Raw genomic sequence first — 25420 nt, 5'->3', positions numbered from 1 at the left:
GACCCCATTGAAAACGAACGGCCGTTCTATTATTGTGGCCGCTCGCTGCTGAAACAAGCAAAATTTTAGAAAGCGGTTTCTAACTGCCGCAGCAATCAATAGGATAAGTCCTATTTTTGCCCGCCCTATTGTCCTTTTTTGTGTGCGGACTGCCTCTAAGTGACTGCCCGACTTCCCATTTGCTGGGAGCATATTGCCGTTTGGCAGCTACATCGTCGGATCAGCAGTAATTGGGCCGTCAATCGTACTGACCGATGGTGATGAGTTTCATCGTCATGCGGTAGGTGTTGTACGCGAGCCAGCTTAGGATTCGCTCGCCCACCGGGCGCGACGCGTAGTGTTTTTCGTCGATGCGGCTGCCTTCGTCGAACGCCTCGAGAATGGCGTCGTGCAAGCCCGCGATCTCCGCGTGGTTCACGAGCACCATGTTGGCTTCGTTGTTCAGCACGAGCGAGAGCGCGTCGAGATTAGACGAGCCGATGGTCGCCCAGTCGGCGTCCACGACCGCGACCTTGCCGTGCAGGATCGTCTTCTCGTACTCGGCAATGCGCACGCCATTCTTCAGCAGATTGCCGTAGAGGAACGGCGTGGCGTAGTCGAGCGCGACGAACTCCTTGCGCCCGATGACGAGCGACACGCGCACGCCGCGCCGCGCCGCGAGCACGAGCGCGCGCCGCAGCTTGCGGCCCGGCATGAAATACGGATTGGCGAGCAGGACTTCGCGCTCCGCGTGGGCGATGGCGCGCAGATACGCCTTTTCGATGGCCCGGCGATTCAGCAGATTGTCGCGCGCCACGAATGCGACGCACGGTTGATCGACCGCATGAATTTCGCCGAGCTGCGCGCGGCGCCGGGCGCGCATCGCGCGTCGGGAAGTCCGGCGGTTATGGTCTGGCTGCGGCTCGCAGGACGACGAACGCGGCTCGCGCGGCTTGACGCCGAGGCGGATGCGCTCCCATTGAAGGTCGAACGCATCGCGCACGTCCTTGACCACCGGCCCTTGCGCCTCCATCGCGAAGTCCCAGCGCGGTTCCGGCAAGCGCGTGCCGTTCTGGTCGTAGTCGTCGACGACATTGATGCCGCCGCAAAACGCGTACGTGTTGTCGACCAGCGCGAGCTTGCGGTGCGTGCGCGAAAAGCCGAGCGGCCCGAACAGCAGATGCGGATTGTAGATTCGATGCTCGACGCCGCCCGCCTTCCACTGCTCGAACATCGGCAGATTGCCGTCGGTGCCGATGCCGTCCGTGATCACGCGCACCGCGACGCCGCGCGCCGCGGCCCGCAAGAGCGCGTCGGAGACCGCGCGGCCGGCGTCGTCGTTCGCGAAGATGTAGGTCTCGAGCGAGACCGTGTTCTGCGCGCCGTCGATCCGCTCGATCAGCGCGGGAAAGAACTGCGCGCCGCTTTTGAAAATGCGGACCTGGTTGCCCGCGGTGAAGCAGAAACGCGGCGGACGTCGCCCGGAGAAGAGCGCCTGGCGCAGTCGCTTGAAGCTGCGCCTTGGCCGCACACCGATCATCGGCTATGCGCCGCGAGGCGCTCGGGCAGTTGAAGAATGGCTTCGCGGTTGGACCACGAGAAGCAGCGGTCGGCGGCTTCACGCAAGGGCAGCCACAGATGCGACGTGTGTTCGCGCGGCGCGAGCGTCACTTCCAGGCAATGCGGCACGCACAGACTGAACTGATGTTCGGTATTGCGCGTGATGCCTTCGGCGTAACGGTGCCGCCATTGCGGATAGATGTCGTACTGAATGCTGTGATGCCAGTTGAGCAGCGCATTCTGCGGCACGAGCGGACTGCCGACGATGATGCCCGTTTCCTCCTGCACTTCGCGCGCGGCGGTTTCTTCGAGCGGCTCGTCGATGCGGTCTTTGGAGCCCGTCACCGATTGCCAGAAGCCCGGATGATCCGCCCGCTCGATGATAAGCACATCGAGGTCGGGCGTGTGAATCACGACCAGCACGGATTCGGGGATTTTCGGTGGCTTTTGCATAACGATGTGGACGTGCGCGTTGTCTCGTATCCGGCAACGACTGTAGCGCAAAAAACGAAAAAGGCGCACTCGGCGCCTTTTTCGTCACAACATTAACAATGCTTATTGCGTCTTTTGTTCGGGTTGCCGCAGACGGATGTGCAACTCGCGCAACTGGCGCTCGTCGACTTCGCTCGGCGCTTGCGTGAGCAGGTCCTGCGCGCGCTGCGTCTTCGGAAACGCGATCACGTCGCGGATCGAGTCGGCGCCGGACATCAGCGTCACGATGCGGTCCAGACCGAACGCGATACCGCCGTGCGGCGGCGCGCCGTATTGCAGCGCGTCGAGCAGGAAGCCGAACTTCAGGCGCGCTTCTTCCGCGCTGATCTTCAGCGCGCGGAACACCTTGCTCTGCACGTCTTCCTGGAAGATACGCACCGAACCGCCGCCGATTTCCCAGCCGTTCAGCACCATGTCGTACGCCTTCGCGAGGCAGCGGCCCGGATCGGTTTCGAGGTATTCGAGGTGCTCGTCCTTCGGGCTCGTGAACGGGTGGTGCGCGGCCACGTAGCGGTTTTCTTCCTCGTCGTATTCGAACATCGGGAAGTCGATCACCCACAGCGGCTTCCAGCCGGATTCGAGCAGGCCGTTCGCCTTGCCGAATTCGGAATGGCCGATTTTCAGGCGCAGCGCGCCGAGGCTGTCGTTCACGACCTTCGTGCGATCCGCCGCAAAGAAAATGATGTCGCCGTCTTCCGCGCCCGTGCGCTCCATGATGGCGGCGAGCGCCGCGTCATGCAGATTCTTGACGATCGGGCTTTGCAGACCGTCGCGGCCCTTGGTCTTGTCGTTGACCTTGATCCACGCGAGGCCCTTCGCGCCGTAAATACGCACGAATTCCGTGTAACCGTCGATATCGCCGCGCGACAGCTCGCCGCCCTTCGGCACGCGCAACGCAGCGACGCGGCCGTCCTTCGAATTGGCCGGCATGCTGAACACCTTGAAGTCGACGTCCCTGACCGCGTCGGTCAGATCGGCGAATTCGAGCTTCACGCGCAGGTCGGGCTTGTCCGAGCCGAAACGGCGCATCGCTTCCGAATACAGCATGACCGGAAATTTCTCCGGCAGCGCGACGTCCATCGTCTCCTTGAAGACGTGGCGGATCATGTTTTCGAACAGATCGCGGATTTCCTGCTCGTTCAAGAACGACGTTTCGCAGTCGATCTGCGTGAATTCCGGCTGACGGTCCGCGCGCAGGTCTTCGTCGCGGAAGCACTTGGTGATCTGGTAGTAACGGTCGAAGTTCGCGACCATCAGCAATTGCTTGAACAATTGCGGCGATTGCGGCAGCGCGAAGAACTGTCCGGCGTTCACGCGCGACGGCACGAGATAGTCGCGCGCGCCTTCTGGCGTGCTCTTGGTCAGCATCGGCGTTTCGATGTCGATGAAGCCTTGCGCGTCCAGATATTTGCGCACTTCGATCGCCACGCGATAGCGCAGGCGCAGGTTCTTTTGCATCTGCGGACGGCGCAGATCCAGCACGCGATGCGTGAGGCGCGTGGTCTCGGACAGGTTGTCGTCGTCGAGCTGGAACGGCGGCGTCACCGACGCGTTCAGCACGTTCAGTTCATGACACAGCACTTCGATCTTGCCGCTCGTCAGATTGGCGTTGACCGTGCCTTCCGGACGGTTGCGCACGACGCCCTTCACCTGCACGCAGAACTCGTTGCGCACGCCTTCGGCCACCTTGAACATCTCGGCGCGATCCGGATCGCAGACGACCTGGACGAGCCCTTCGCGATCGCGCAAGTCGATGAAGATAACGCCCCCGTGGTCGCGGCGGCGATGCACCCAGCCGCACAGCGAGACGGTTTGGCCCAGCAGGGCTTCGGTCACCAGACCGCAGTATTCAGATCGCATCGACATGATGTTGTGTCTTTCGTTGTTCGTTGATGAACGGCTCGCGTGCGGATCGTGCTCTTCGTCGGCTCGATTCGCGGCACGCGCGCCGGCATTACATCGGCGGCTCGGTGGGGCGGCGGGCGGGCGCGACCGACAGCGGCGCGCTCGGCGCGGGGGCGACCACGCCCATCGAGACGATGTACTTCAGTGCAGCGTCGACGGTCATATCCAGTTCGACGACCTCGCTTTTCGGCATCATCAGGAAGAAGCCGGACGTGGGGTTCGGCGTGGTCGGCACGTAGACGCTCACGTGATCTTCCTTCAGATGATTCAACACGTCGCCGCCGGGAATGCCGGTCAGAAACCCGATGGTGTACGAGCCCTTGCGCGGATATTCGACCAGCAGCGCCTTGCGAAATGCATTGCCGCTCGACGAAAGCAGCGTGTCCGAAACCTGTTTCACGCTCGTGTAGAGCGGGCCGACGACCGGAATGTGGCGAAGAATGGCGTCCCACCAGCCGACGAGTTTCTGCCCGACGAAGTTCTGAGTAAAGAGGCCGACGACGAAGATGAATGCGAGCGTGAGCAGCGCGCCCAGTCCCGGCAGATGGAACCCGAAGACACGCTCCGGCTGCCACGCGGCCGGCAAAAGGAGCAGCGTCTGATCCATGGTTCCGATCACGAGGCCGAGCACCCACAGCGTGATGGCGAGCGGCACCAGCACCAGCAGGCCGGTGAGGAACACGGTTTTCAGCGTAGTCTTTTTCGTGGTCACGTTGTTGTCGCTAGGGTGACGGGCGTCGGGTTGGCCGCGATCCGCGGGCGCTCAGGGCGCGCGCTCTGACAGGCGGTACGGGACGGATTGCGCAGCCGGCGCGAAGCTCGCGCCGTGCGTGACGTGTGCGCTTTCAGGCTGCGCCCGAAGGCGTCGCGGGCGCTGCGGGCGTCGAAGCGCTTGCAGCGGGCGCTGCGCTAGCAGGCGGCGATGCATCGGACGTTGACGCACTGCCCGATTTCGCGCTATCGCCGGAATTCGAATTGCCCGCGTTGTCGCCCGACTTCGGCGCAGCGGAACCGTTGTTGCCGCCGCGGAAATCGGTGACATACCAGCCGGAGCCCTTCAACTGGAACCCAGCCGCGGTCACTTGCTTGGAAAACGCGTCCTTTCCGCAGGCGGGACATTGCGTGAGCGGTGCGTCGCTCAACTTCTGAAGCACGTCTTTTTCGTGGCCGCAGGATGCGCAGCGGTATGCGTAAATCGGCATGGCACTCTTCCTACAATGATCTGTCGACGCTTGCAAAGCCTTGAATTATAGCCGCAAACCCGCTTCGGCCCGCCATTTTCGGCCGGCCCCGCGCCGTGCCGCTTGCTCGCTAGATGGGGGCGAAGACGAATAATTCAAGCGCGCCGCCACGTCAGCCAGCGTTCGCGGCCGGCAAAGACCGGTATGGAGCCGCTGACTTCGCGATCGTCGGCCAATTCGAAGTGAGGAGCGAGAAGCGCGTCGAGTTCGTTGCGCTCGATGCCGAACGGCGGGCCTTTCGGCGTCGCGCCGATGAAAAAAAAGCCCGCGAGCAGCGCGCCGGGCCGCGCGAGGGCCGCCATGCGGTTTGCGTAATCGGTCCAGCGGTGTTTCGGCAGCGCGCACAGAAAGGCGCGCTCGTAGATCCAGTCGGGTGCGAACGGCGGCTGATACGCGAAAAAATCGGCTTCTTCGACGACGCCCGCGTGCGCGCCCAACTGCGCGCGCGCCGCCGCGACCGCGCTCGGCGAGAAATCGATGGCGCGCACGCTCATGCCTCGCTCGGCCAAATACGCGGCCTCGTACGCGTTGCCGCAGCCGGGAATCAGCACGCGCGTGGCTTCGGGCGCGGACAACGCGGACACGAACGCGCGAAAAGCATCGGGCACGCCCGCCTGATCCCACGGCGTGAAGCGTCGGTCGAACCGTTCGTCCCAGAAACCGGGCGAATTCGGGTCGCGGTTCTCGAAGGACGGAACATCGGCGCTGCTGGAATTGCTCATGGATTCTCCTCGCGCCGGTTGCCAGACGCGCCGGCTCGCCGCGTTCAGGGGTGACCCATCCAGAATTGCGCGATGACCACGCCCGCGCCCGCAATGACGCCAAGCCCGACGACGAGCAGCGTCGTCAGCAGCCGGTTCGTGCGCTTTTGCTCCGCGAGGAGTTGGCGCATGGTTTCGTCATTGTTGCCGCGCGGCGCGTCGTGGCGCTCCGCGAGCAAGTGATGAATCAGCCGCGGCAGCTGCGGAATCGTCTTGCTCCATTGCGGCGCTTCCATTCGCAGACGCTCGTACCAGCCGCGCCAGCCGATCTGCTCGTTCATCCAGCGTTCGAGGTACGGCTTCGCGGTCTTCCACAAGTCGAGTTCCGGATCGAGCGAGCGGCCGAGCCCTTCCACGTTCAGCATCGTCTTTTGCAGCAGCACGAGTTGCGGCTGAATCTCGACGTTGAAGCGGCGCGAGGTCGAAAAGAGCCGCATCAGCACCTGTCCGAGCGAAATGTCCTTGAGCGCGCGATCGAAATAAGGCTCGCAGACGGCGCGAATCGCGCTCTCCAGTTCCTCGACGCGCGTGCTCGGCGGCACCCAGCCGGATTCGAGGTGCAGCGTCGCCACGCGGTGGTAATCGCGCTTGAAGAACGCGAGGAAGTTCTGCGCGAGATAGTTCTTATCGAAGTCCGACAGCGCCCCGACGATCCCGAAGTCGAGCGCGATATAGCGGCCGAACGTCGCCGGATCGAGACTCACCTGAATATTGCCGGGGTGCATGTCCGCGTGAAAAAAGCCGTCGCGAAACACCTGCGTGAAGAAAATTTCGACGCCTTCGCGCGCGAGCTTCGGAATATCGACGCCGGCCGCGCGCAGCGTTTCGACTTGCGAGATCGGCACGCCGACCATGCGCTCCATCACGAGCACCGTGGGCGCGGACAGATCCCAGTACATCTCCGGCACGAGCAGCAGATCGAGGCCCTGGAAATTGCGGCGCAACTGGCTGCCGTTGGCGGCCTCGCGCATGAGGTCGAGTTCGTCGTGCAGATATTTGTCGAATTCAGCGACGACTTCGCGCGGCTTCAGCCGCCTGCCGTCCGGCCAGAGACGCTCGGCCCAGATGGCGATATCGCGCAGGAGCGCGAGGTCCGAATCGATCACGGGCAACATGCCCGGCCGCAACACCTTCACGGCGACGGGTTTGCCCGCGTGCTCGCCATGCCGGATCTTCGCGAAATGCACCTGCGCGATCGACGCGCTCGCCACCGGCACGCGCTCGAAGTCGTCGAAGAGTGCGTCGATCGGCGCGCCGAGCGCTTTCTCGATGATCGAAACCGCGACGTTCGAATCGAACGGCGGCACGCGATCCTGCAACTTCGCGAGTTCGTTGGCGATATCGACCGGCAACAGATCGCGCCGCGTCGACAACACTTGACCAAATTTGACGAAGATCGGTCCGAGGCTTTCCAGCGCCAGGCGCAACCGGATGCCGCGCTCGACATCGAAGCGGCGGCCGAACGTCGTCACGCGCATGAGGTAGCGCACGCGGCGGTCGTTGATGCCGCTCATGACCAGTTCGTCCAGGCCGAAGCGGACAATCGTGAAGAAAATCTTGAGGAAACGCAGAAAACGCATGGTCGGAGTTCGCTTCAGCTCGTTATTTGCGCGAGTCGCGCCCGGACTCACCGCCGGTCCGCGCTGAAGCGCCGCGAGCCGACTCTCGTTGTTCGATCCGCTCGATGCGCTTTTCGACGCGCGCGAGCGCATCGCGCGCCTGCGACAACTCGGCGTTGAACGCGTCGAGCGCGCTCTTGCGCACGAGTTGCGGACGCTCGTCCAGCAAGTACTCGGCCACGGAGTCGAGAAGATTGCGGCCGGTGCGCTGCGCCTGCGCCTGCATCGTCCGCGCGATCATGCCGATGCGATGCGCGGGTGCATCGCCGATCACGCGCGACAGGTCTTCCTCCGGATCCCAGCGCAGATGCTCGGCGAGCTTCGCGAGCGTCTGCGCGAACTCCGCATCGCCTTCTATGCGCACATGCTTCATCACCGCCGCCTGACCGCCTTGCAGGAACGCGGGAAGCGCATCGAACGGCACGGCGATGCTGACATCGAAATGGCCGGCTTGCGTCTCGCTCGTTGCGACGAAAAGCCCGTCCGCCTGCGCGACGAGCGCCACGACGAACGGCGCGCACGAAAGCCGTACGGACTTGCCGGCGTACGGCTGAAGGCGCTCGCGCGCCCACGGCTCACGGGCGAGAAGATGATTCACGACAGCCGCGAACGCACCGGACGCGGTCTTGACGGCAGGATCTACAACGGAGCGGGAAGGTTCGTGTGCGTTCGTCATCGGCTCTGAGATGAAAAAACCCGCGCAAGCGGTCGCTCGCGCGGGTTCTATTCTACGGTCTAGGCAAACTCCGCGAACGCGGAAGCCGCTTCTCGACGCGCGCCCCGCTGCCGACGTGCGGCGCCATGCCGCCGCGCCGGCGTGCGGGGACGCGCTCAACTGACCTGCTGAATGCCGGCCAGCAGCCAGCCTTCGTTGCCGGATTTCTGCTTCGACAGGTTCCAGATCTCGACGAACGGCTCGGCCGCCGCCCCTTCCGATTCGCGGATCAGGCCGTGGAAGCGCACGCTCGCGAGATACTCGGACCCGCGATCTTCCACGCCGAGCACGTCGGCGTTGAGCTGGACCACGTCCGTGCGATTCGGCGCGCCGCCGCGTGCATCGATGTCAAGTTTCACTTCGGCGAACATCTCCGGCGTGGTGAATTCGCGGATGTCATTGACGTTGCCGCGGTCCCACGCGTCCTGAAGGCGCACGAAGTAGACCTTCGCGTTACGCACGAACGCTTCGGTGTCGAAGCCGGCCGGAACGTTGACCGGCGCGGCCTGCGTCGCGGGCGAATCGATATAGTCCGCGCCGAAGCCCGCGGGCTGCGACATGCGCGGCGGCTCCTGATTCAGGCCGGTGCGCGCCGACGCGCCATACGGCGACGCGCCCGCGCCTGCATACGCCGGCGTCGACGTGCCCTGCCGCTTGCGCATGAAGAAGCGGAACAGCATGACGGCCGCGAGCACGATCAGCGCGATCATGATCATGTTGGCCATCGCGCCGGCGAACGCGCCGCCGAGCCCGAAGTGCGACAGCAGCGCCGCGATGCCCAGACCAGCGGCGAGACCGGCGATCGGCCCGAGCCAGCGGTTACGCGCCGGTTGAGCGGCGGGCGGCGCGGCGGGCGCGGGTTGCGCGCGCTGCGGCTGCATCGACTGGCTCGGCTGCATGGACTGCGACGGCGGCGTCGCCTGATGCTGCTGCGTGGCCGTGGCCGACTGGCGGCCCATGCTGCGGCCACCGCCCATGCGGCGCGCCTCGGCGTCGTCCGCGAAGATTGCGCCAGCCGTGATAACGCCAGCGAGCGCCAAGATACCGGCCTTTCTGAACATGGAGTTCAGAAAACCCCGGGATTGGGGTGTGCGCGAATCGGACATATCGAATCCTCAAGAGAGTGGAACATCAAAATTTTGTCCCGACGTGTAACGCTACCACGCCACCTGACAAATTGTAATATTCGACTCGATCCAGTCCTGCTTGTTCCATCATCGTCTTCAATGTTTCCTGGTCCGGGTGCATGCGGATGGACTCGGCCAGATAGCGATAGCTGTCCGCGTCCTTTGCCACCTTCTCGCCGAGCCAGGGCAGAATCTTGAAGCTGTAAATGTCGTACGGCTTCTTGAGCGGTTCCCACACTTTCGAAAATTCGAGCACGAGCAGACGGCCGCCCGGCTTGAGCACGCGGTACATTTCGGCCAGCGCGCGCTCCTTGTGCGTCATGTTGCGCAGCCCGAACGCAACCGTCACCACGTCGAAATGGTTGTCGGGAAACGGAATCTTTTCCGCGTCGCACAGGAGCGTCGGCGTGATGACGCCCTTGTCCAGCAGACGATCGCGACCCACGCGCAGCATCGATTCGTTGATGTCCGTGTGCCAGACTTCGCCCGTCGCGCCGGCCTGCTTCGCGAACGCCATTGCGAGGTCGCCGGTGCCGCCCGCGATGTCCAGCACCTTGTAACCCGCGCGCACCTTCGCCTGCCCGATCGTGAAATGCTTCCAGATGCGATGCAGCCCGCCGGACATCAGGTCGTTCATCAGGTCGTAATTGCTCGCGACGGAGTGAAACACGCCCGCCACCTTGCTCGCCTTCTCCTGCTCGTCGACCGTTTCGTATCCGAAGTGGGTCTTGCTCATTGCGCTCTTTCCTCGCATGTTGTTCGTATCTGCCTGCGCAATCGTCGCGCCGGCCCGCGGCGTTATGCCGCGCATCGTTCGTTCAGTGACAGTGGCCGCCGGCGGGCTTCGCGGCCATCGGCGCATCGCGGTCGATGCCGGCTGCCTGCAGCTTCGTCAGATAGTCGCGCCAGCGTTCGTCCTGTTTCGTCGCGAGATCGTAAAGGATGTCCCACGAATAAATGCCGGTATTGTGCCCGTCCGAAAAATTCAACTGGAGCGCGTAATGTCCGACCGGCTCGATGCCCGTAATGGCGACTTCGCGCTTGCCCGTCTGCAGCGTTTCCTGTCCCGGCCCGTGGCCTTGCACTTCGGCGGATGGCGAATAGACGCGCAACAGTTCGAACGGCACGCGATACGACTCCTTCTCGCCGTATTGCAATTCCAGCACGCGGGATTTCGAATGCAGAACGACGCCGGTGGGAATCGGCGTCGTCGATGTCAGTCCGCTCATGGTGAGCCTTATCTCTTAAGTTAGTGTTGGCCGAACGCCTGATTCAGCTCGCGGCGAACGGCTTCGCGCAGAAGCGTCGCCTGCGCGCGGCGCTTGCCGAGCTGCGCCTCGGACACCGTGCGCTGGCGCGGCGCCCAGACGGGCAGCGGAAAACGGGAATCGTTGGAAAAACGTGGAATGACGTGCCAATGCAGATGCGGCACCTGATTGCCGAGGCTCGCCAGATTGATTTTCTCGGGCACGAGCACGCGACGCATCGCGCGTTCGACGCCGTTCACGGCGGTCATCACGCGCGCGCGGTCGGCATCGGCCAAGTCCGACATTTCCGCGACATGCGCGCCCCAGATCACGCGACAAAAGCCGGGCCAGTCCGGCTCGTCGGCGAGGACGACGCGCAACGCGTCGTCCGACCACAGCACTTCGCCGCCGTCTTTGCGGCAAAACACACAGTCCATCTCAAACCTCTAGCGAATCAAACCTCGATTTCGCTATTACACCAGCACGCGCTCGATACCGCCATTGTTCGCGCGTTCGACGTACTGCTCCATCCAGTTTTCGCCGAGCACCTTGCGCGCCATTTCGACGACGATATAGTCCGCCTCGACGTTGGCGTCCTCGTTGTAGCGCGAGAGTCCTTGCAGGCACGACGGGCAGCTCGTGAGAATCTTCACGTCCGTGCCTTCGGTCTGCGCGCCGTCGCCGGCCGAGAGCACCGAGCCGGGCGCGGCGCCCGCCGTGCCTGCCGATGCGTTCATCGGATTGATGGCGTTCGAGCCGGCAACCGACGTCAGCGGAATGCCGCGCAGGTTGGCCGCGCCTTTGCGCACTTCCTCTTCCTTGCGGAAGCGCACCTGCGTCGCGATGTCCGGGCGCGTGACCGCGAACGTGCCCGACTCGCCGCAGCAGCGATCGTTCTTCTGAATCTTGTAGCCGTCGTTCTGCGAACCCATCAGATCGTTGACGAGCTTCACCGGATCGACCGTCTTGATCGGCGAGTGGCAAGGATCGTGATACATGTAGCGCGTACCCTTCACGCCATCCAGCCGAATGTTTTTCTCCAGCAGGAACTCGTGAATGTCGATGATCCGGCAGCCGGGGAAGATCTTCTCGAATTCATAGCCCGCGAGCTGGTCGTAGCAGGTGCCGCACGACACCACGACGGTCTTGATATCGAGATAGTTCAGCGTATTCGCTACGCGATGGAACAACACGCGGTTGTCCGTGACGATCTTCTCCGCCTTGTCGAACTGGCCCGCGCCGCGCTGCGGGTAGCCGCAGCACAGATAACCCGGCGGCAGCACGGTCTGCACGCCCGCTTCCCATAGCATCGCCTGCGTGGCGAGGCCGACCTGCGAGAACAGACGCTCCGAGCCGCAGCCGGGGAAGTAGAACACCGCTTCCGAATCGACAGTCGTCGTCTTCGGATTGCGGATGATCGGGACGATCTTGTTGTCCTCGATATCGAGCAGCGCGCGCGCCGTCTTCTTCGGCAGATTGCCCGGCATCTTCTTGTTGACGAAGTGGATCACCTGCTGCACGACGGGCGGCTTGCCGGTCGTCGACGGCGGATGCGCGGTCTGCTTCTTGACGATCTTCTTCAGCACGTCGGTGCCGAGACGCTGCGCCTTGTAGCCGACGCCCATCATCGCGGTGCGCGCGATGTTGATGGTCTGCGGATTCGTCGCGTTGAGGAAGAACATGCCCGCCGCGTTGCCCGCGTTGAACTTCTTCTTGCCCATCTTGCGCAAGAGGTTGCGCATGTTCATCGACACGTCGCCGAAGTCGATCTTCACCGGGCACGGCGTCGCGCACTTGTGGCAGACGGTGCAGTGATCGGCGACATCGTTGAATTCGTCCCAATGCTTGATCGACACGCCACGGCGCGTCTGCTCTTCGTACAGGAACGCTTCGACGAGCAGTGAAGTGGCGAGAATCTTGTTGCGCGGGCTATAGAGCAGGTTCGCGCGCGGCACGTGGGTCGCGCAGACCGGCTTGCACTTGCCGCAGCGCAGGCAGTCCTTGATGGAATCGGAGATCGCGCCGATATCCGACTGCTGCATGATGAGCGATTCATAGCCCATCAGCCCGAACGACGGCGTGTACGCGTTGCGCAAGTCCGCGCCTTCCAGCAGCTTGCCCGCGTTGAAGCGCCCTTGCGGGTCCACGCGCTTCTTGTACGCGCGGAAATCGCCGATTTCCTCGTCCGTCAGGAATTCGAGCTTGGTGATGCCGATGCCGTGCTCGCCGGAGATCACGCCATCCAGCGAACGCGCGAGCTTCATGATGCGCGCCACCGCGTGATGCGCGTCCTGCAGCATCTCGTAGTTGTCGGAGTTGACCGGAATGTTCGTGTGGACGTTGCCGTCGCCCGCGTGCATGTGCAGCGCGACGAACACGCGGCCGCGCAGCACGTGCTTGTGGATGGCCTGCGCTTCGTCGAGGATCGGCTTGAATTCGCCGCCGTTGAAGATCTGGCGCAGTTCCGCGCGAATCTCCTGCTTCCACGAAATGCGCAGCGTGCGATCCTGCGCGAGATGAAACACCGTGGCGTCAGGCTGCACGTCCACGCGATCCGCGAACTTCTCGGCGAACGCCTCGTAGCCGAGCGTCACCAGATAGTGCTGCGCCTCGCGCAGCGGCAAGTCCAGCTTTTCGCCGACGAACGTCCAGCGTTCGCGCACGCGCTTGAGCAGATCGAGCGCCTGCTGTACGCGGTCTTCGAGCAGTTCGGCGCTCGGAATTTCGTTCGCGTCGTCGCTCTTGCCGAGCGGCAGCTTGCCATTACGGAAGAACGCTTCGAGCGCATCGAGCAATTGCAGCTTGTTCTTGATCGACAGTTCGATGTTGATGCGCTCGATGCCGTCCGTGTACTCGCCCATGCGGTTGAGCGGAATCACGACGTCTTCGTTGATCTTGAACGCGTTCGTGTGTTTGGCGATCGCGGCCGTGCGCGAGCGGTCGAGCCAGAAACGCTTGCGCGCTTCCGCGTTCACCGCGACGAAGCCTTCGCCGCTCTTGCCGTTCGCCATGCGCACGACTTCGGACGTGGCCTGCGCGACGGCATCGGCGTCATTGCCGACGATATCGCCGATCAGCACCATCTTCGGAAACGCGTTGCGCTTGCTCTTGGTCGCATAGCCGACCGCGCGCAGATAACGCTCGTCGAGGTGCTCGAGGCCCGCGAGAATCGCGCCGCCCTGCTTCGACGTTTCGAACAGGTAATCCTTGATCTCGACGATGCTCGGAATGGCGTCGCGCGCCTGCCCGAAGAATTCGAGGCAGACGGTGCGCGTGTGCGCCGGCATCTTGTGCAGAATCCAGCGCGCGGACGTGATGAGACCGTCGCAGCCTTCCTTCTGCACGCCCGGCAGCCCGGACAGGAACTTGTCGGTCACGTCCTTGCCCAGCCCTTCCTTGCGGAACGTGCGGCCGGCAATGTCGAGGTTTTCGCTGCGGATCAGTTTCTCGCCGGGCGCGCGGTTCCCGTCGAACCAGTCGAGCCGGAAGCGCGCCACTTCGACGTCGTGAATCTTCCCGCAGTTGTGATCCAGACGCGTGACTTCGAGCCAGTTGCCTTCGGGATCGACCATGCGCCACCAGGCGAGATTGTCCAGCGCCGTGCCCCACAGCACCGCTTTCTTGCCGCCCGCGTTCATCGCGACATTGCCGCCGACGCACGATGCATCGAGCGAAGTCGGATCGACCGCGAATACGAAGCCCGACTGCTCGGCCGCTTCCGTCACGCGGCGCGTGACGACGCCCGCGCCGGAGAAAATCGTCGCGACCTTGTGGTCGACGCCCGGCAGGTCTGTCATCTCGACCGGCCCGAGCTGTTCCAGCTTTTCCGTGTTGATGACCGCCGAAAACGGCGTGAGCGGAATCGCGCCGCCCGTGTAGCCGGTGCCGCCGCCGCGCGGAATCACGGTGAGGCCGAGCTCGAAACACGCCTTGATGAGACCGGCGATCTCGGCTTCCGTATCCGGCGTCAGCACGACGAATGGATATTCGACGCGCCAGTCGGTCGCGTCGGTGACGTGCGAAACGCGCGCGAGGCCGTCGAAGCGAATGTTGTCCTTCTGCGTTTGCTTGCCGAGCACGCGCGACGCGCGGCGGCGCAGATCGGCCATGCGACCGAATTCGGAGGCGAAGTCGTCCACGGCGCGACGCGCGGCGGCGATGAGCAGTTGCACGCGTTCAGCGCGTTCGCGGCTGCCCGCTTCTTCGCTGTGCTCGGACAAGTCCGCGCTGCGGCGCTTCTCGATTTCGGTCAGGCGATGGTTCAGCGCCTCGACCAGCATCGCGCGACGCTTCGGGTTGTCGAGCAGGTCGTCCTGCAGATACGGATTGCGGCGCACGGCCCAGATGTCGCCCAGCACTTCGTACAGCATGCGCGCGGAGCGGCCGGTGCGGCGTTCGGCGCGCAGTTCGTCGAGCGCGGCCCAGGCTTCGTCGCCCAAGAGCCGCATGACGATTTCGCGGTCCGAAAACGACGTGTAGTTATAGGGAATTTCGCGGAGACGCGGCTCGATATCGAGCGCCAAGGCGGCATGGGCGCCGTTCGGATCGAAGGCTTGAGGTGCGTTCATGTTCGACGGTTCGGTGGTTCGGCGCGCGGGCTTCGGAAAGCGTAGACGCCGACGGTGCGCGTGGGGGCGCAGATTTTCGAATGAGACTTTTGTTTGCGAAGGCGGGCGATTCGCCCGAAAGCGCCGGCTTGCGCGGATGCCGCGAGCCTCACGGCGCCGCCTTCGATGTGCCCGAGATCAACGCCACGATCGCGCATGGCGCGCATGCCGCTCGGCCGCCGCGTGATGCGCGCGGGGAACATGCGCCAGAGATTCGATCCGAAGCTGCAAGTGCATCTGCCGGTCCTGATTGCTGATTTGCAAAAAGAAATTCTAACCCATCGCGAAAATCGCCGTTGGCGGCCGCTAGCACGACGAAGGGGCTTTTACGCGCCCATTTTCGCCGCCGTTTGGCGCTTTTGCGCGCTTTTAGGCGTCCGGCCGGTCGGTCAATGCTGCGCCGCGCCGGAAGCGCAGTCCTTTGCGGCTATCATTGATGTTTTCGCCCTGAAAAAGCGCAGCCGGCCTGCCTGACGAGTCCTCCGCATGAACCATCCCGATTACCTGAAGAAAGTGCTGACGGCGCGCGTCTACGACGTCGCACGCGAAAGCGAGCTGGAACCGGCGCGCAATCTGTCGGCGCGCCTGCACAACTCCGTGTATTTAAAGCGCGAAGACAATCAGCCGGTCTTCTCGTTCAAGATTCGCGGCGCGTACAACAAGATGGCGAACCTGCCGACAGATGTGCTCTCGCGCGGCGTCATCACGGCGTCGGCGGGCAATCACGCGCAGGGCGTGGCGCTCTCGGCGGCGCGTCTCGGCTGCCGCGCGGTGATCGCGGTGCCGACCACGACGCCGCAAGTCAAGATCGACGCCATCCGCACGCACGGCGGGCCGACGGTCGAGATCGTGCTGGCGGGCGAATCGTACAGCGACGCTTACGCGCGCGCCGTCGAGCTTCAGGAAGAGCGCGGCCTCACCTTCGTGCATCCGTTCGACGATCCGGACGTCATCGCCGGGCAAGGCACGGTCGCGATGGAAATTCTGCGCCAGCATCAGGGCCCGATTCACGCGATCTTCGTGCCGATCGGCGGCGGCGGACTGGCGGCGGGCGTCGCCGCGTACGTGAAGGCGGTGCGGCCGGAGATCAAGGTGATCGGCGTGCAGACCGAGGATTCGTGCGCGATGGCGCGTTCGATCGCGGCGGGCGAGCGCGTGACGCTCGGCGAAGTCGGCCTGTTTTCGGACGGCACGGCGGTGAAACTCGTCGGCGAAGAAACGTTCCGGCTGTGCCGTGAACTGCTCGACGAAGTGCTCACTGTCGACACCGATGCGCTTTGCGCCGCCATCAAGGACGTGTTCCAGGACACGCGCAGCGTGCTCGAACCGGCGGGCTCGCTCGCCGTCGCGGGCGCGAAGCTGTATGCGGAACGCGAGGGCATCGAAGGCAAGACGCTCGTGGCCGTGACTTCGGGCGCGAACATGAACTTCGACCGCATGCGCTTCGTCGCAGAACGCGCCGAAGTAGGCGAGGCGCGGGAAGCAGTGTTCGCGGTGACGATTCCCGAGGAGCGCGGCAGCTTCCGGCGCTTCTGCGAACTCGTCGGCACGCGCAGCGTCACTGAATTCAACTACCGCATCGCGGATGCGCGCGCCGCGCATATTTTCGTCGGCGTGCAGATCAAGTCGCGCAAGGAGACGGCGCAGATGATGTCGTCGTTCATCGAGCACGGCTTTGCGACCGTCGATCTGTCGCACGACGAGCTTTCCAAGCAGCACATTCGCTACATGGTGGGCGGCCATTCGCCGCTCGCGCAGGACGAGCGCCTGTTGCGCTTCGAATTTCCCGAGCGGCCGGGCGCGCTGATGAAGTTCCTCTCGTCGATGGCGCCGAACTGGAACATCAGCCTCTTCCACTATCGCAATCAGGGCGCGGACTACAGCTCGATTCTGGTCGGCATTCAGGTGCCGCAGTCCGATAACGCCGAGTTCGAGCGTTTCCTCGCGACGCTCGGCTATCCGTGGTGGGACGAGCAGGCGAACCCGGTCTACAAGCTGTTCCTCGCGTAAGGCCGAGCAGCGATGGCCTTCACGCTCGAAGACAAGCTCGTCGTCGCGATTTCGTCGCGCGCGCTTTTCGACTTCGAAGAGGAAAACCGCGTCTACGAAACGGGCGATCTCGCCCGTTACGAGGCGCTGCAACGCTCGCGGCTCGACACGCCCGCGAAGCCGGGCGTCGCGTTCGGGCTGATCCGCAAGCTGCTGGCGCTGAACGCGCACGAGCAGCGCGTCGAAGTGGTGATTCTGTCGCGCAGCGACCCGATTAGCGGCCTGCGCGCGTTCCATTCGTGCCGCGAGCATGGACTGGCGATCGAACGCGGCGTGTTCACGCGCGGCCGCTCGCCGTTCGCGTACTTGAAACCGCTGCGCGCGTCGCTATTTCTGTCGGCGAATCCGGACGACGTGCGCGCCGCGCTCGCCGCAGGCTTCCCCGCCGCGCGCGTGCTGCCGGAAACGCCGCGCGCCGCAAGCCGTTATGCTGATGAAATCCGCATCGCGTTCGACGGCGACGCCGTTCTCTTCTCCGACGAAGCCGAACGCGTGTTTCAGACCGAAGGTTTGGGCGCGTTCGTCGGCCACGAGACGGAAAAGAAGGATTCGCCGCTTCCCGGCGGACCGCTCAAGCCGCTTCTGGCGGCGTTAAACAAGCTGCAACGCATCGCCGACGACAACGAAAGCCAGTCGCCGATGCACATTCGCACCGCGCTCGTCACGGCGCGCTCCGCTCCCGCGCACGAACGCGCGATCCGGACGCTGATGGCGTGGAACATCGAAATCGACGAAGCGATGTTCTTAGGCGGCCTCGACAAGGGGGAATTTCTGCGCGAATTCGAACCCGACTTTTTCTTCGACGACCAAATCCGCCACTGTGAATCGGCCCGCGTCGTGACTGCGACGGGGCACGTTCTCAGCGGCATAGCGAACGCACCATGACACCCGACCAATCTCCGCTCGGCAAAGCCGTCAACTACACCGAACAGTACGATTCCTCGCTGCTCTTTCCGATCGACCGCAAGCGCGCGCGCGACGAGATCGGCGTGCCTGCGCGCTTGCCGTTCTTCGGCACCGACGTCTGGAATGCATACGAGCTTTCGTGGCTCAACAGGCGCGGCAAGCCGCAGATCGCGGTCGCGACGTTCTTCGTGCCGGCCGAGTCGCCGAACATCGTCGAATCGAAGTCGTTCAAGCTGTATCTCGGATCGTTCGCGCAGACGCAGTTCGATTCCATCGACGATGTGCGCGCCGCGATCAAGCGCGATGTCTCCGCGACGTGCGGCGCGACGGTATCGGTGCAACTGGTGCCGCCTGCCGATTTCGGCAAGCTCACGATGGAAGAATTCGACGGCTTGTCGCTGGACCGGCTCGACCTCGATTGCGAGATCTATGCGCCGGATCCGTCGCTGCTGACGGCATCGCATGACGAAGCGCCTGTCGACGAGACGCTGTTTTCTAATCTGCTGAAGTCGAATTGTCCGGTCACGGGACAGCCGGACTGGGGCAGCGTGCAGATCCGCTATTACGGCGGACAGATCGATCACGCGGGTTTGCTGCGGTATATCGTGTCGTATCGCGAACATACCGGATTCCACGAGCAATGCGTCGAGCGCATCTTCATGGACATCATGCGGGAATGCAAACCAGAGCGGCTCGCGGTGTATGCGCGGTACACGCGGCGCGGCGGGCTGGATATCAATCCGTTTCGGACGAACTTTAATTTGCCGATGCCGGATAATGCGCGGTTGGGGAGGCAGTAAGTCCCGAAGCGGCGGCGCGCGACGAGCGCGGCGCCGCTTGCGCCATCAAGCGGCCGGCTTCTTATAAGCCACGCAATCCACCTCGACCTTGCAGTCGATCACCATCGACGACACCACGCACGCCCGCGCCGGCGGGTTCGCGCCGAAGTACTCCTTGAACACCTTGTTGAACGAAGCGAAGTCGCGCGGATCGTCCAGCCACACGCCGCAGCGCACGACATGCTCGGTGCCGTAGCCCGCTTCCTCGAGAATGGCGATCACGTTCTGAATCGCCTTGTGCGACTGCTCGACGATGCCGCCGTTGATCACCTCGCCGTCCTGCATCGGCGTCTGGCCCGACACGTAGAGCCAGCCATCGGCCTCGACCGCGCGTGCGAACGGCATATGCGCGCCGCCTTGTCCCTTGCCGCCTTCCACGCCATAACGCTTCATCTTTGCACTCCTTTTGGTCCGCAATAAGTCTTAAAACGCGCCCGCCGCATCCAGCTTCGATGCCGCGCCGCGCGCCACGAAACGTCCCGCGCGCTCGCCCGTAAGCGCCGCCTCGCGATACGTCAAAACGCCATTCACCCACACCGCGTCGATGCCATCGGCCGCCTGCTCCGGCTTCGCGAAGGTCGCGGCATCGCGCACGCGCTCGGGATCGAACACCACAAGATCAGCGTGATAACCCACTTTCACCTCGCCGCGCTCCGTGAGCCCGAAACGCCGCGCCGAGAGACTCGTCATCTTGCGCACCGCCTCTTCCAGCGCGATGAGCGCCGTGTCGCGCGCATAGTGCCCGAGCACGCGCGGAAACGCGCCCCACAAGCGCGGATGCGGCAGCGGATCGTTCGGCAGGCCATCGGAACCGACCATCGTCGCGGGATGCGACAGGATGCGCCGCACGTCGTCCTCGGACATGTTGTGATACACCGCGCCCGCCGGTTGCAGGCGCTTCGCGGCCTCCTGCTGGCTCACGTTCCATTCGGCCGCAACCTCACGGATCAGCTTGCCCGCCATTTCCGGATGCGGCGTCGACCATGTGATCGTGACGTCGATATCGCCCGTCACCTGCTTCAGGTCCAGCGTCGACGAACTGCGGTTATACGGATAGCAGTCGCATCCGACAGGCTGTCCTTCGCGCACGGTTTCGATCGATTTCAGCACTTCCACGCTGCGCCCCCAGTTCGACGGCCCCGCGCACTTCAGATGCGAAATCACCACCGGCACGCGCGCATGACGGCCGACCCGATACGCCTCTTCCATCGCGTCGAGAATGGCGTCGAACTCGGTGCGCATGTGCGTCGTGTAGAGCGCGCCCGCTTTCGCGAGCGGTTCGGCCAGCGCCTGCACTTCCTCGGGCGGCGCGTTGAACGCCGATCCGTACGCGAGCCCGCTCGACAAACCCAGCGCGCCGTTGTCCAACGCCTCTTCGAGCTGCGCGCGCATCCCGGCGATTTCATCGGCGGTCGCGGCGCGGTCGAGCCGGTCCATGTGATTGTTGCGCAGCGCCGTGTGGCCGATCAGCGCGCCGACATTCACCGCCGGACGCGCGTCGTTCACGGCATCGACATAGGCCGCGAAGGTCGGATAGCGAAACGCGGCGGCATCGCCGAGCAGGTTCATCGGATCGGGCGGATTGCCTTTGAGCGTCACCGGCGACGCGCTGATCCCGCAATTGCCGACGATCACCGTCGTCACGCCCTGCGTGATCTTCGGCATCATCTGCGGCGAGCGGATCACGTGCGTGTCGTCGTGCGTGTGAACGTCGATGAACCCGGGCGCGAGCACTTTGCCGCGCGCGTCGAACAGGTCGTCGGCACTCCAGTGCGACAAGCCGCCCGGCGCCTCGATTGCGACGATGCGGCCGTCGCGCACCGCGACATCGCGCTCGACGGCGGGCGCGCCGCTGCCGTCGATCACGCGCGCGCCGACGATCAGCGTGTCGCACTTTTCCATGATCAATCTCCCAAAGGTTGGCGCTCGCCGCCGCCGCGATGCGCGTCGAGCGCGTGTTTCATGCGGCGCAGCAGTTCGCGGCTGCGGTCGGCCTGCTTCACGGCGAGTTCGGTGACGAGCAGGTCGAGCGCCATCATCATCGCGTAGCGCGACGACGACGGCTTGTAGATGAAGTCCGTTTCGATCGCGATGACGGGAATGAGCCAGTCCGCGAGCGCGCCGAGCGGCGACGCGGGCGCGGTCAGCCCGATCACGCGCGCGCCGTATTCGCGAGCGAGCCGGCAGCTTTCCACCATCTCGGGCGTCTGCCCCGTCACCGAAAGCGCGACGACGACATGCTCTTTCGACAACGTCGACGCCACCATGCGCTGCAACAGCCCGTCCTGATACGACGCGACGGGCCGCCCGAGCCGCACGAGGCGAAAGCGCATTTCGTCGGCGAGCGCGGTCGATCCGCCGCCCATGCCGAACACGTAAATCATCGACGCCGCAGCGAGGGCATCGGCTGCTTCAGCCACCGGCGCGGCGCGCAGCGCGCCCTGATTCTGCGCGAGCGTCGTCTGCACTTCTTCGAAGATGCGCGCGGCGAGCGAATCCGGCAACGCGTCCGGCTCGCGCTTCAGGAACCGCTGGCCGACCGCCGCCGCTTGAGCGAGCCGCAGCTTCAGTTCGCGCACGTCTTCGCAGCCGACCGCCTTCGCGAAGCGCGTGACCGTGGCGATGCTCACATCCGCCTGCTCCGCGAGCGCGCCGATGCTCGCCCGCGACGCGCCCGTGAGATCGTCGAGAATCAGCGCGGCGACCTTGCGCTCCGCGCTGCGCAGCAGTGGCGCGCGCTCGGCAATGCGCGCGACGATATCGAAGCTCTGCGGATCGGCGGGGCCGTTCATCGTGTCGGGTTTACTCGGGGCGCGTGTTACTAAATAACAATTCAACGCCGATCCTACTTTGGGTACCATAGTGCCGTCAACCGTGAAGGCTTTTAAGCGCGTACACAAACGCATCATTCGGACCGATGGAGCAGCAGCACATGAAAGTTACAAACTATCAGAGCGCGACGATCGACCCGTTCGGCAAGGGTCTCGGCATGGTGCCCGGCACGAGCATCCAGTTGGGCGAGGCCGGGCGTCTGCAATGGAATCTGCTCGAAGAAGACGTGAGCCTGCCCGCCGCCGTGCTGTACGCCGAGCGCATCGAGCACAATCTGAAGTGGATGCAGGCGTTCGTCGAGGAGTACGGCGTGAAGCTCGCGCCGCACGGCAAGACGACGATGGCGCCGCAACTCTTTCGCCGCCAGCTCGATACCGGCGCGTGGGGCATTACGCTCGCCACCGCGCATCAGGTGCGCGCGGCGTATCGCGGCGGCGTGCATCGCGTGTTGATGGCGAATCAGCTCGTCGGCAAGCGCAACATGGGCATGATCGCCGAGTTGCTCACCGATCCGAGCTTCGAGTTCTTCTGCCTCGTGGACTCAGCCGATGGCGTCGATCAACTCGGCGCGTTCTTCACGGACGTGCGCAAGAAGCTGAACGTGCTGATCGAAATGGGCGTGCCGGGCGGCCGCACCGGCGTGCGCGACGACGCGCAACGCGAAGCCGTGCTGGCTGCCATCGCGCGCTGGCCGGGCGTGATCGAACTGGCGGGCGTGGAGTTGTACGAAGGCGTGTTGCAGGACGAGTCGAAGGTGCGCGACTTCCTGAAGAGCGCCGTCGATGTCACGCGCACGCTGATCGACGAGGGAAAGATCGCGCGCAAGCCGGCGATTCTGTCCGGCGCGGGATCGGCGTGGTATGACGTCGTCGCCGACGAATTCGCCAAGGCGAACAGCGACGCTATCGAAGTGGTGCTGCGCCCCGGCTGCTATCTGACGCACGACGTGGGCATCTACAAGAAAGCGCAGAACGAGATTTTCGCGCGCAATCCCATCGCCAAGAGCATGGGTCAGGGGCTGAAACCCGCGCTCCAGTTGTGGGCCTACGTGCAGTCGATTCCGGAGCCGGACCGCGCGATCATCGGGCTCGGCAAGCGCGACTCCGCGTTCGATGCCGGCATGCCGGAGCCGGCGAAGCATTATCGGCCGGGCGCCGACGCGCCGCGCGATGTGTCGGCGGAGGAAGGCTGGGAGATTTTCGGCCTGATGGATCAGCACGCGTACATGCGCATCAAGCCCGGCGACGACGTGAAGGTCGGCGACATGATCGCCTTCGACATCTCGCACCCGTGCCTCACATTCGACAAATGGCGGCAGATTCTCGTCGTCGACCGGAAGTATCGCGTGACCGAAGTGATCGAAACGTTCTTCTAAGCCTTGTCGTCGGCGGTGGCCGCCGCGCTCGCCGCCGCCACTTCCTGAATGCGCGATTCGAGCATCTGGAGCGCGCCGGATAATGCCTCGATCGCGTCGTCGGGCATCGCGGCCATGGTGTCGTGTAGGAACGCGTTGCGGCGCGGCAGCCCTTCTTCCGTGGCGGCGCGGCCCTGCGCCGTCAACGCGACATTCGATACCCGATTGTCGCGCGCATCGACGCTGCGCACGATCCAGCCGAGCGATTCCAGCGTCTTCAACTGCCGCGTGAGCGCGCCGGGATCGACGCGCAACCGCTCCACCAGCGCCTTCTGCGACAGCACGCCCGCATGCTCGTGCAGCGCGAGCAGAATGCGCCAGCGCGGCATCGGCTGGCCGACCGCCAGCTCGAACGCCGACATGAACGCGCGATACGTGCGCCCGAACTGTTGCACCACGGCGATCCGATCCTGTTCGTCCATGCTTGTGCTTCCCTCAATCGTCATTCGGCGAGGATGACCGGTTCAGGCTGGCGTTTCAAGCGCACGAGCGGCACGCGGCGCGATTGCCATACCGACACCACCGCCACCACCGCCGCGACTGCGAGCCCGATGTGGATCGCCGCGACCAGCGCCTCGCGCGCCGCTTCGAGCAGCATCGCGCCGTTGTGGCCCGCCGCCGAGAGTTGCGCGAGCAGCGTCTGCTGTCCTTCGCGGTTGATGAGAATCTGCGGGTCGGAAAGGTCGGCGAACCAACGCATCGCGTGATCCCGCTCCAGCGCGAGGCTCACGCCGCTCGCGTACAAATGGCTCACGAGCGTGCCGGTCAGCGCGGTGCCGATCATCCCGCCGATCATGCGCAGCGATTGCAACAGCGCGGTCGCGATGCCGAGATGCTGGCGGCCCGCCGTCTGTTGCGCGAACACGGTCAGGTTCGGCATCACGAAGCCGAGGCCGAGACCGCCGAGCAGCATGAAAACGAGCAGTAGCGCGCGCGGCATCGTGTGCGTCGCGACAACCACGCCGAGGCACGACACCGCGAGGCATCCGAAGCCGATGTAGAGCATGCGGTTAGGGTTCGACAGCCGCGTGACGATGCGCCCGTTCAGAATGCTGCCGATGGTGATGAACACCACGAGCGGCGTGATCATCATGCCCGCGCCCTGCGGCGACATGCCGAAGCCGCCCTGAAACAGGAGCGGCGCGTAAAAGAGCAGCGAGAACATCGTGAAGCCGCCCAGAATGGCGAGCGTAAAGAGCGCCGCGAGACTCTGGTTGCGGAACATGTCGATGGGAAGGATCGCGTAATCGCAGCGCGTTTCCCATTTCCAGAGCGCGAAGCCCGCCGCGGCGCTCGCCACGAGCAGCGTCGCCGTCTCCAGGCTCACGCCATGCTTGGGCAACATTTCGACGAACAGTTGCAGCGCGCCGAGCGCAACGGCAATGAGCACCGCGCCGGGCCAGTCGAGCCGCATCTTGCCTTCATGCGCGACATGCCGAAGATGCGGCAGAAAGCGCCACACGAAGAACAGCGAGAGCGCGCCGACCGGCAGATTCACATAGAACACGGAGCGCCAGCCGTAGTACTGCGTGAGGAAACCGCCGAGCGACGGCCCGACCGCGTTCGCGATGCCGAACGCCGAGCTCATCAGCACTTGCCAGCGCAGGCGCACGACGTTGTCGGGAAAGAGATCCGCGATGCACGCGAACGCCGTGCCGACCAGCATGCCGCCGCCGATGCCCTGCAAGCCGCGAGCGAGCACGAGGAACATCATGCTGTTGGCGAGCCCGCACAGCACGGACGCGACCGTGAACACGACGATCGACGCGATCACGAACGGCTTGCGGCCGTAGTAGTCGCCGAGCCGCCCGAAAATCGGCACTGTGATGACGGATGTCAGGAGATAGGAAGTCGCGACCCACGCGTAGAGCTCGAAGCCCCTAAGCTCCGCGACGATGGTCGGCAGCGCGGTGCCGACGACCGTCTGGTCGAGCGCGACGAGCATCGTCACGAAGGAGATGCCCAGCATCGCCATGAGGGATTCGCGAAACGGGAGGACCTGCCCGCTCGAATGATGCGCGGCTGTATGAACGGCCATTTTTTGTAAGAGCAATGATTGACTAGTCAACTTAAATGGAATCATAGCACGGTGCCGCGCTCTAAGCTGCGTGGTCAATCACCCTTTTC

The 25420-nt window shown here is 64.1% G+C and carries 23 protein-coding genes; 5 read left to right on the top strand and 18 right to left on the bottom strand.

Annotated features, from left to right (window positions below; genetic code table 11):
- Positions 1-238: 238 nt before the first annotated feature.
- The 13 genes from LDZ24_RS01510 to LDZ24_RS01450 form a co-directional block, all read right to left on the bottom strand.
- Positions 239-1516 (bottom strand): phosphatidylserine/phosphatidylglycerophosphate/cardiolipin synthase family protein, encoded by a 1278-nt coding sequence (locus LDZ24_RS01510; protein ID WP_371747401.1) that lies wholly within the window; start codon positions 1514-1516, stop codon positions 239-241.
- Positions 1516-1992 carry a dihydroneopterin triphosphate diphosphatase gene (nudB, locus tag LDZ24_RS01505; protein WP_175940585.1) on the bottom strand — a complete coding sequence of 159 codons (477 nt, stop codon included), beginning with the start codon at positions 1990-1992 and terminating at the stop codon, positions 1516-1518. Before nudB ends, LDZ24_RS01510 begins: the two co-directional genes overlap by 1 nt.
- A gap of 102 nt (positions 1993-2094) precedes the next feature.
- Positions 2095-3897, bottom strand: a complete 1803-nt coding sequence (aspS, locus tag LDZ24_RS01500; protein ID WP_248321139.1) for an aspartate--tRNA ligase — start codon at positions 3895-3897, stop codon at positions 2095-2097.
- 88 nt (positions 3898-3985) lie between these two features.
- Positions 3986-4648, bottom strand: a complete 663-nt coding sequence (locus tag LDZ24_RS01495; protein WP_175939420.1) for a DUF502 domain-containing protein — start codon at positions 4646-4648, stop codon at positions 3986-3988.
- 133 nt (positions 4649-4781) lie between these two features.
- Positions 4782-5138, bottom strand: a complete 357-nt coding sequence (locus tag LDZ24_RS01490) for an FmdB family zinc ribbon protein (protein WP_248321138.1) — start codon at positions 5136-5138, stop codon at positions 4782-4784.
- 134 nt (positions 5139-5272) lie between these two features.
- A complete protein-coding gene (locus LDZ24_RS01485; RefSeq protein WP_248321136.1) occupies positions 5273-5899 on the bottom strand; it encodes a methyltransferase domain-containing protein in 627 nt (208 codons plus the stop codon).
- Between the two features lie 44 nt (positions 5900-5943).
- Entirely contained in the window at positions 5944-7518 is a 1575-nt protein-coding gene (gene ubiB / locus LDZ24_RS01480) for a ubiquinone biosynthesis regulatory protein kinase UbiB (RefSeq protein ID WP_248321134.1), read from the bottom strand.
- Positions 7519-7540: 22 nt separating this feature from the next.
- Positions 7541-8233, bottom strand: a complete 693-nt coding sequence (locus tag LDZ24_RS01475) for an SCP2 domain-containing protein (protein WP_248321132.1) — start codon at positions 8231-8233, stop codon at positions 7541-7543.
- 155 nt (positions 8234-8388) lie between these two features.
- Positions 8389-9378, bottom strand: a complete 990-nt coding sequence (locus LDZ24_RS01470; RefSeq protein ID WP_248321130.1) for a Tim44 domain-containing protein — start codon at positions 9376-9378, stop codon at positions 8389-8391.
- 25 nt (positions 9379-9403) lie between these two features.
- Positions 9404-10135: a bifunctional demethylmenaquinone methyltransferase/2-methoxy-6-polyprenyl-1,4-benzoquinol methylase UbiE gene (gene ubiE, locus LDZ24_RS01465; protein ID WP_248321128.1), complete on the bottom strand. Its 732-nt coding sequence runs from the start codon at positions 10133-10135 to the stop codon at positions 9404-9406.
- Between the two features lie 82 nt (positions 10136-10217).
- The gene (locus LDZ24_RS01460; protein WP_175939401.1) at positions 10218-10628 is read right to left on the bottom strand and encodes a gamma-butyrobetaine hydroxylase-like domain-containing protein; all 411 of its coding nucleotides are present in this window, start codon (positions 10626-10628) and stop codon (positions 10218-10220) included.
- A gap of 20 nt (positions 10629-10648) precedes the next feature.
- The gene (locus LDZ24_RS01455) at positions 10649-11083 is read right to left on the bottom strand and encodes an HIT family protein (RefSeq protein ID WP_248321126.1); all 435 of its coding nucleotides are present in this window, start codon (positions 11081-11083) and stop codon (positions 10649-10651) included.
- A 36-nt stretch (positions 11084-11119) separates the two neighbouring features.
- Positions 11120-15214 (bottom strand): FAD/FMN-binding oxidoreductase, encoded by a 4095-nt coding sequence (locus tag LDZ24_RS01450; RefSeq protein ID WP_248321125.1) that lies wholly within the window; start codon positions 15212-15214, stop codon positions 11120-11122.
- A gap of 195 nt (positions 15215-15409) precedes the next feature.
- Here LDZ24_RS01450 and LDZ24_RS01445 point away from each other — a divergent pair, with 195 nt between their 5' ends.
- The 4 genes from LDZ24_RS01445 to queF are packed head-to-tail and all read left to right on the top strand — an operon-like array spanning position 15410 to position 19008.
- Entirely contained in the window at positions 15410-15727 is a 318-nt protein-coding gene (locus LDZ24_RS01445; protein WP_248321123.1) for a hypothetical protein, read from the top strand.
- A 12-nt stretch (positions 15728-15739) separates the two neighbouring features.
- On the top strand, positions 15740-17263 hold the full coding sequence (gene ilvA, locus LDZ24_RS01440; protein ID WP_248321121.1) for a threonine ammonia-lyase, biosynthetic: 1524 nt from the start codon (positions 15740-15742) through the stop codon (positions 17261-17263).
- A gap of 12 nt (positions 17264-17275) precedes the next feature.
- Entirely contained in the window at positions 17276-18187 is a 912-nt protein-coding gene (locus tag LDZ24_RS01435; RefSeq protein ID WP_248321119.1) for a 5'-nucleotidase, read from the top strand.
- Positions 18184-19008 carry an NADPH-dependent 7-cyano-7-deazaguanine reductase QueF gene (gene queF, locus LDZ24_RS01430; protein ID WP_175939388.1) on the top strand — a complete coding sequence of 275 codons (825 nt, stop codon included), beginning with the start codon at positions 18184-18186 and terminating at the stop codon, positions 19006-19008. Before LDZ24_RS01435 ends, queF begins: the two co-directional genes overlap by 4 nt.
- A 45-nt stretch (positions 19009-19053) precedes the next feature.
- On the opposite strand, the gene LDZ24_RS01425 is transcribed toward queF, so the two are convergent.
- Genes LDZ24_RS01425 through LDZ24_RS01415 form a run of 3 tightly spaced genes read right to left on the bottom strand, consistent with a single transcriptional unit; the run spans position 19054 to position 21839 of the window.
- Complete coding sequence (locus LDZ24_RS01425) at positions 19054-19440, bottom strand: RidA family protein (protein WP_248321117.1); 387 nt, start codon at positions 19438-19440, stop codon at positions 19054-19056.
- Between the two features lie 30 nt (positions 19441-19470).
- Complete coding sequence (locus tag LDZ24_RS01420) at positions 19471-20949, bottom strand: amidohydrolase family protein (protein WP_248321115.1); 1479 nt, start codon at positions 20947-20949, stop codon at positions 19471-19473.
- A 2-nt stretch (positions 20950-20951) separates the two neighbouring features.
- On the bottom strand, positions 20952-21839 hold the full coding sequence (locus LDZ24_RS01415) for a MurR/RpiR family transcriptional regulator (protein WP_248321113.1): 888 nt from the start codon (positions 21837-21839) through the stop codon (positions 20952-20954).
- 140 nt (positions 21840-21979) lie between these two features.
- Between LDZ24_RS01415 and LDZ24_RS01410 the strand changes: the two genes are divergently transcribed.
- Positions 21980-23254 carry an amino acid deaminase gene (locus LDZ24_RS01410; protein WP_248321111.1) on the top strand — a complete coding sequence of 425 codons (1275 nt, stop codon included), beginning with the start codon at positions 21980-21982 and terminating at the stop codon, positions 23252-23254.
- Here the strand turns inward: LDZ24_RS01410 and LDZ24_RS01405 are convergent.
- Both LDZ24_RS01405 and LDZ24_RS01400 read right to left on the bottom strand, forming a co-directional pair.
- The gene (locus tag LDZ24_RS01405) at positions 23251-23715 is read right to left on the bottom strand and encodes a MarR family winged helix-turn-helix transcriptional regulator (protein ID WP_248321109.1); all 465 of its coding nucleotides are present in this window, start codon (positions 23713-23715) and stop codon (positions 23251-23253) included. The two genes, LDZ24_RS01410 and LDZ24_RS01405, sit on opposite strands and share 4 nt — an antisense overlap.
- A 20-nt stretch (positions 23716-23735) precedes the next feature.
- On the bottom strand, positions 23736-25331 hold the full coding sequence (locus tag LDZ24_RS01400; RefSeq protein WP_248321107.1) for an MFS transporter: 1596 nt from the start codon (positions 25329-25331) through the stop codon (positions 23736-23738).
- Between the last annotated feature and the right edge of the window lie 89 nt (positions 25332-25420).

It is taken from the genome of Caballeronia sp. Sq4a, assembly GCF_023170545.1.
Taxonomy (GTDB): Bacteria; Pseudomonadota; Gammaproteobacteria; order Burkholderiales; family Burkholderiaceae; genus Caballeronia.
The sequence above is the reverse complement of the archived record's forward strand: the minus strand, read 5'-3'. Positions and strand labels throughout refer to the sequence as shown.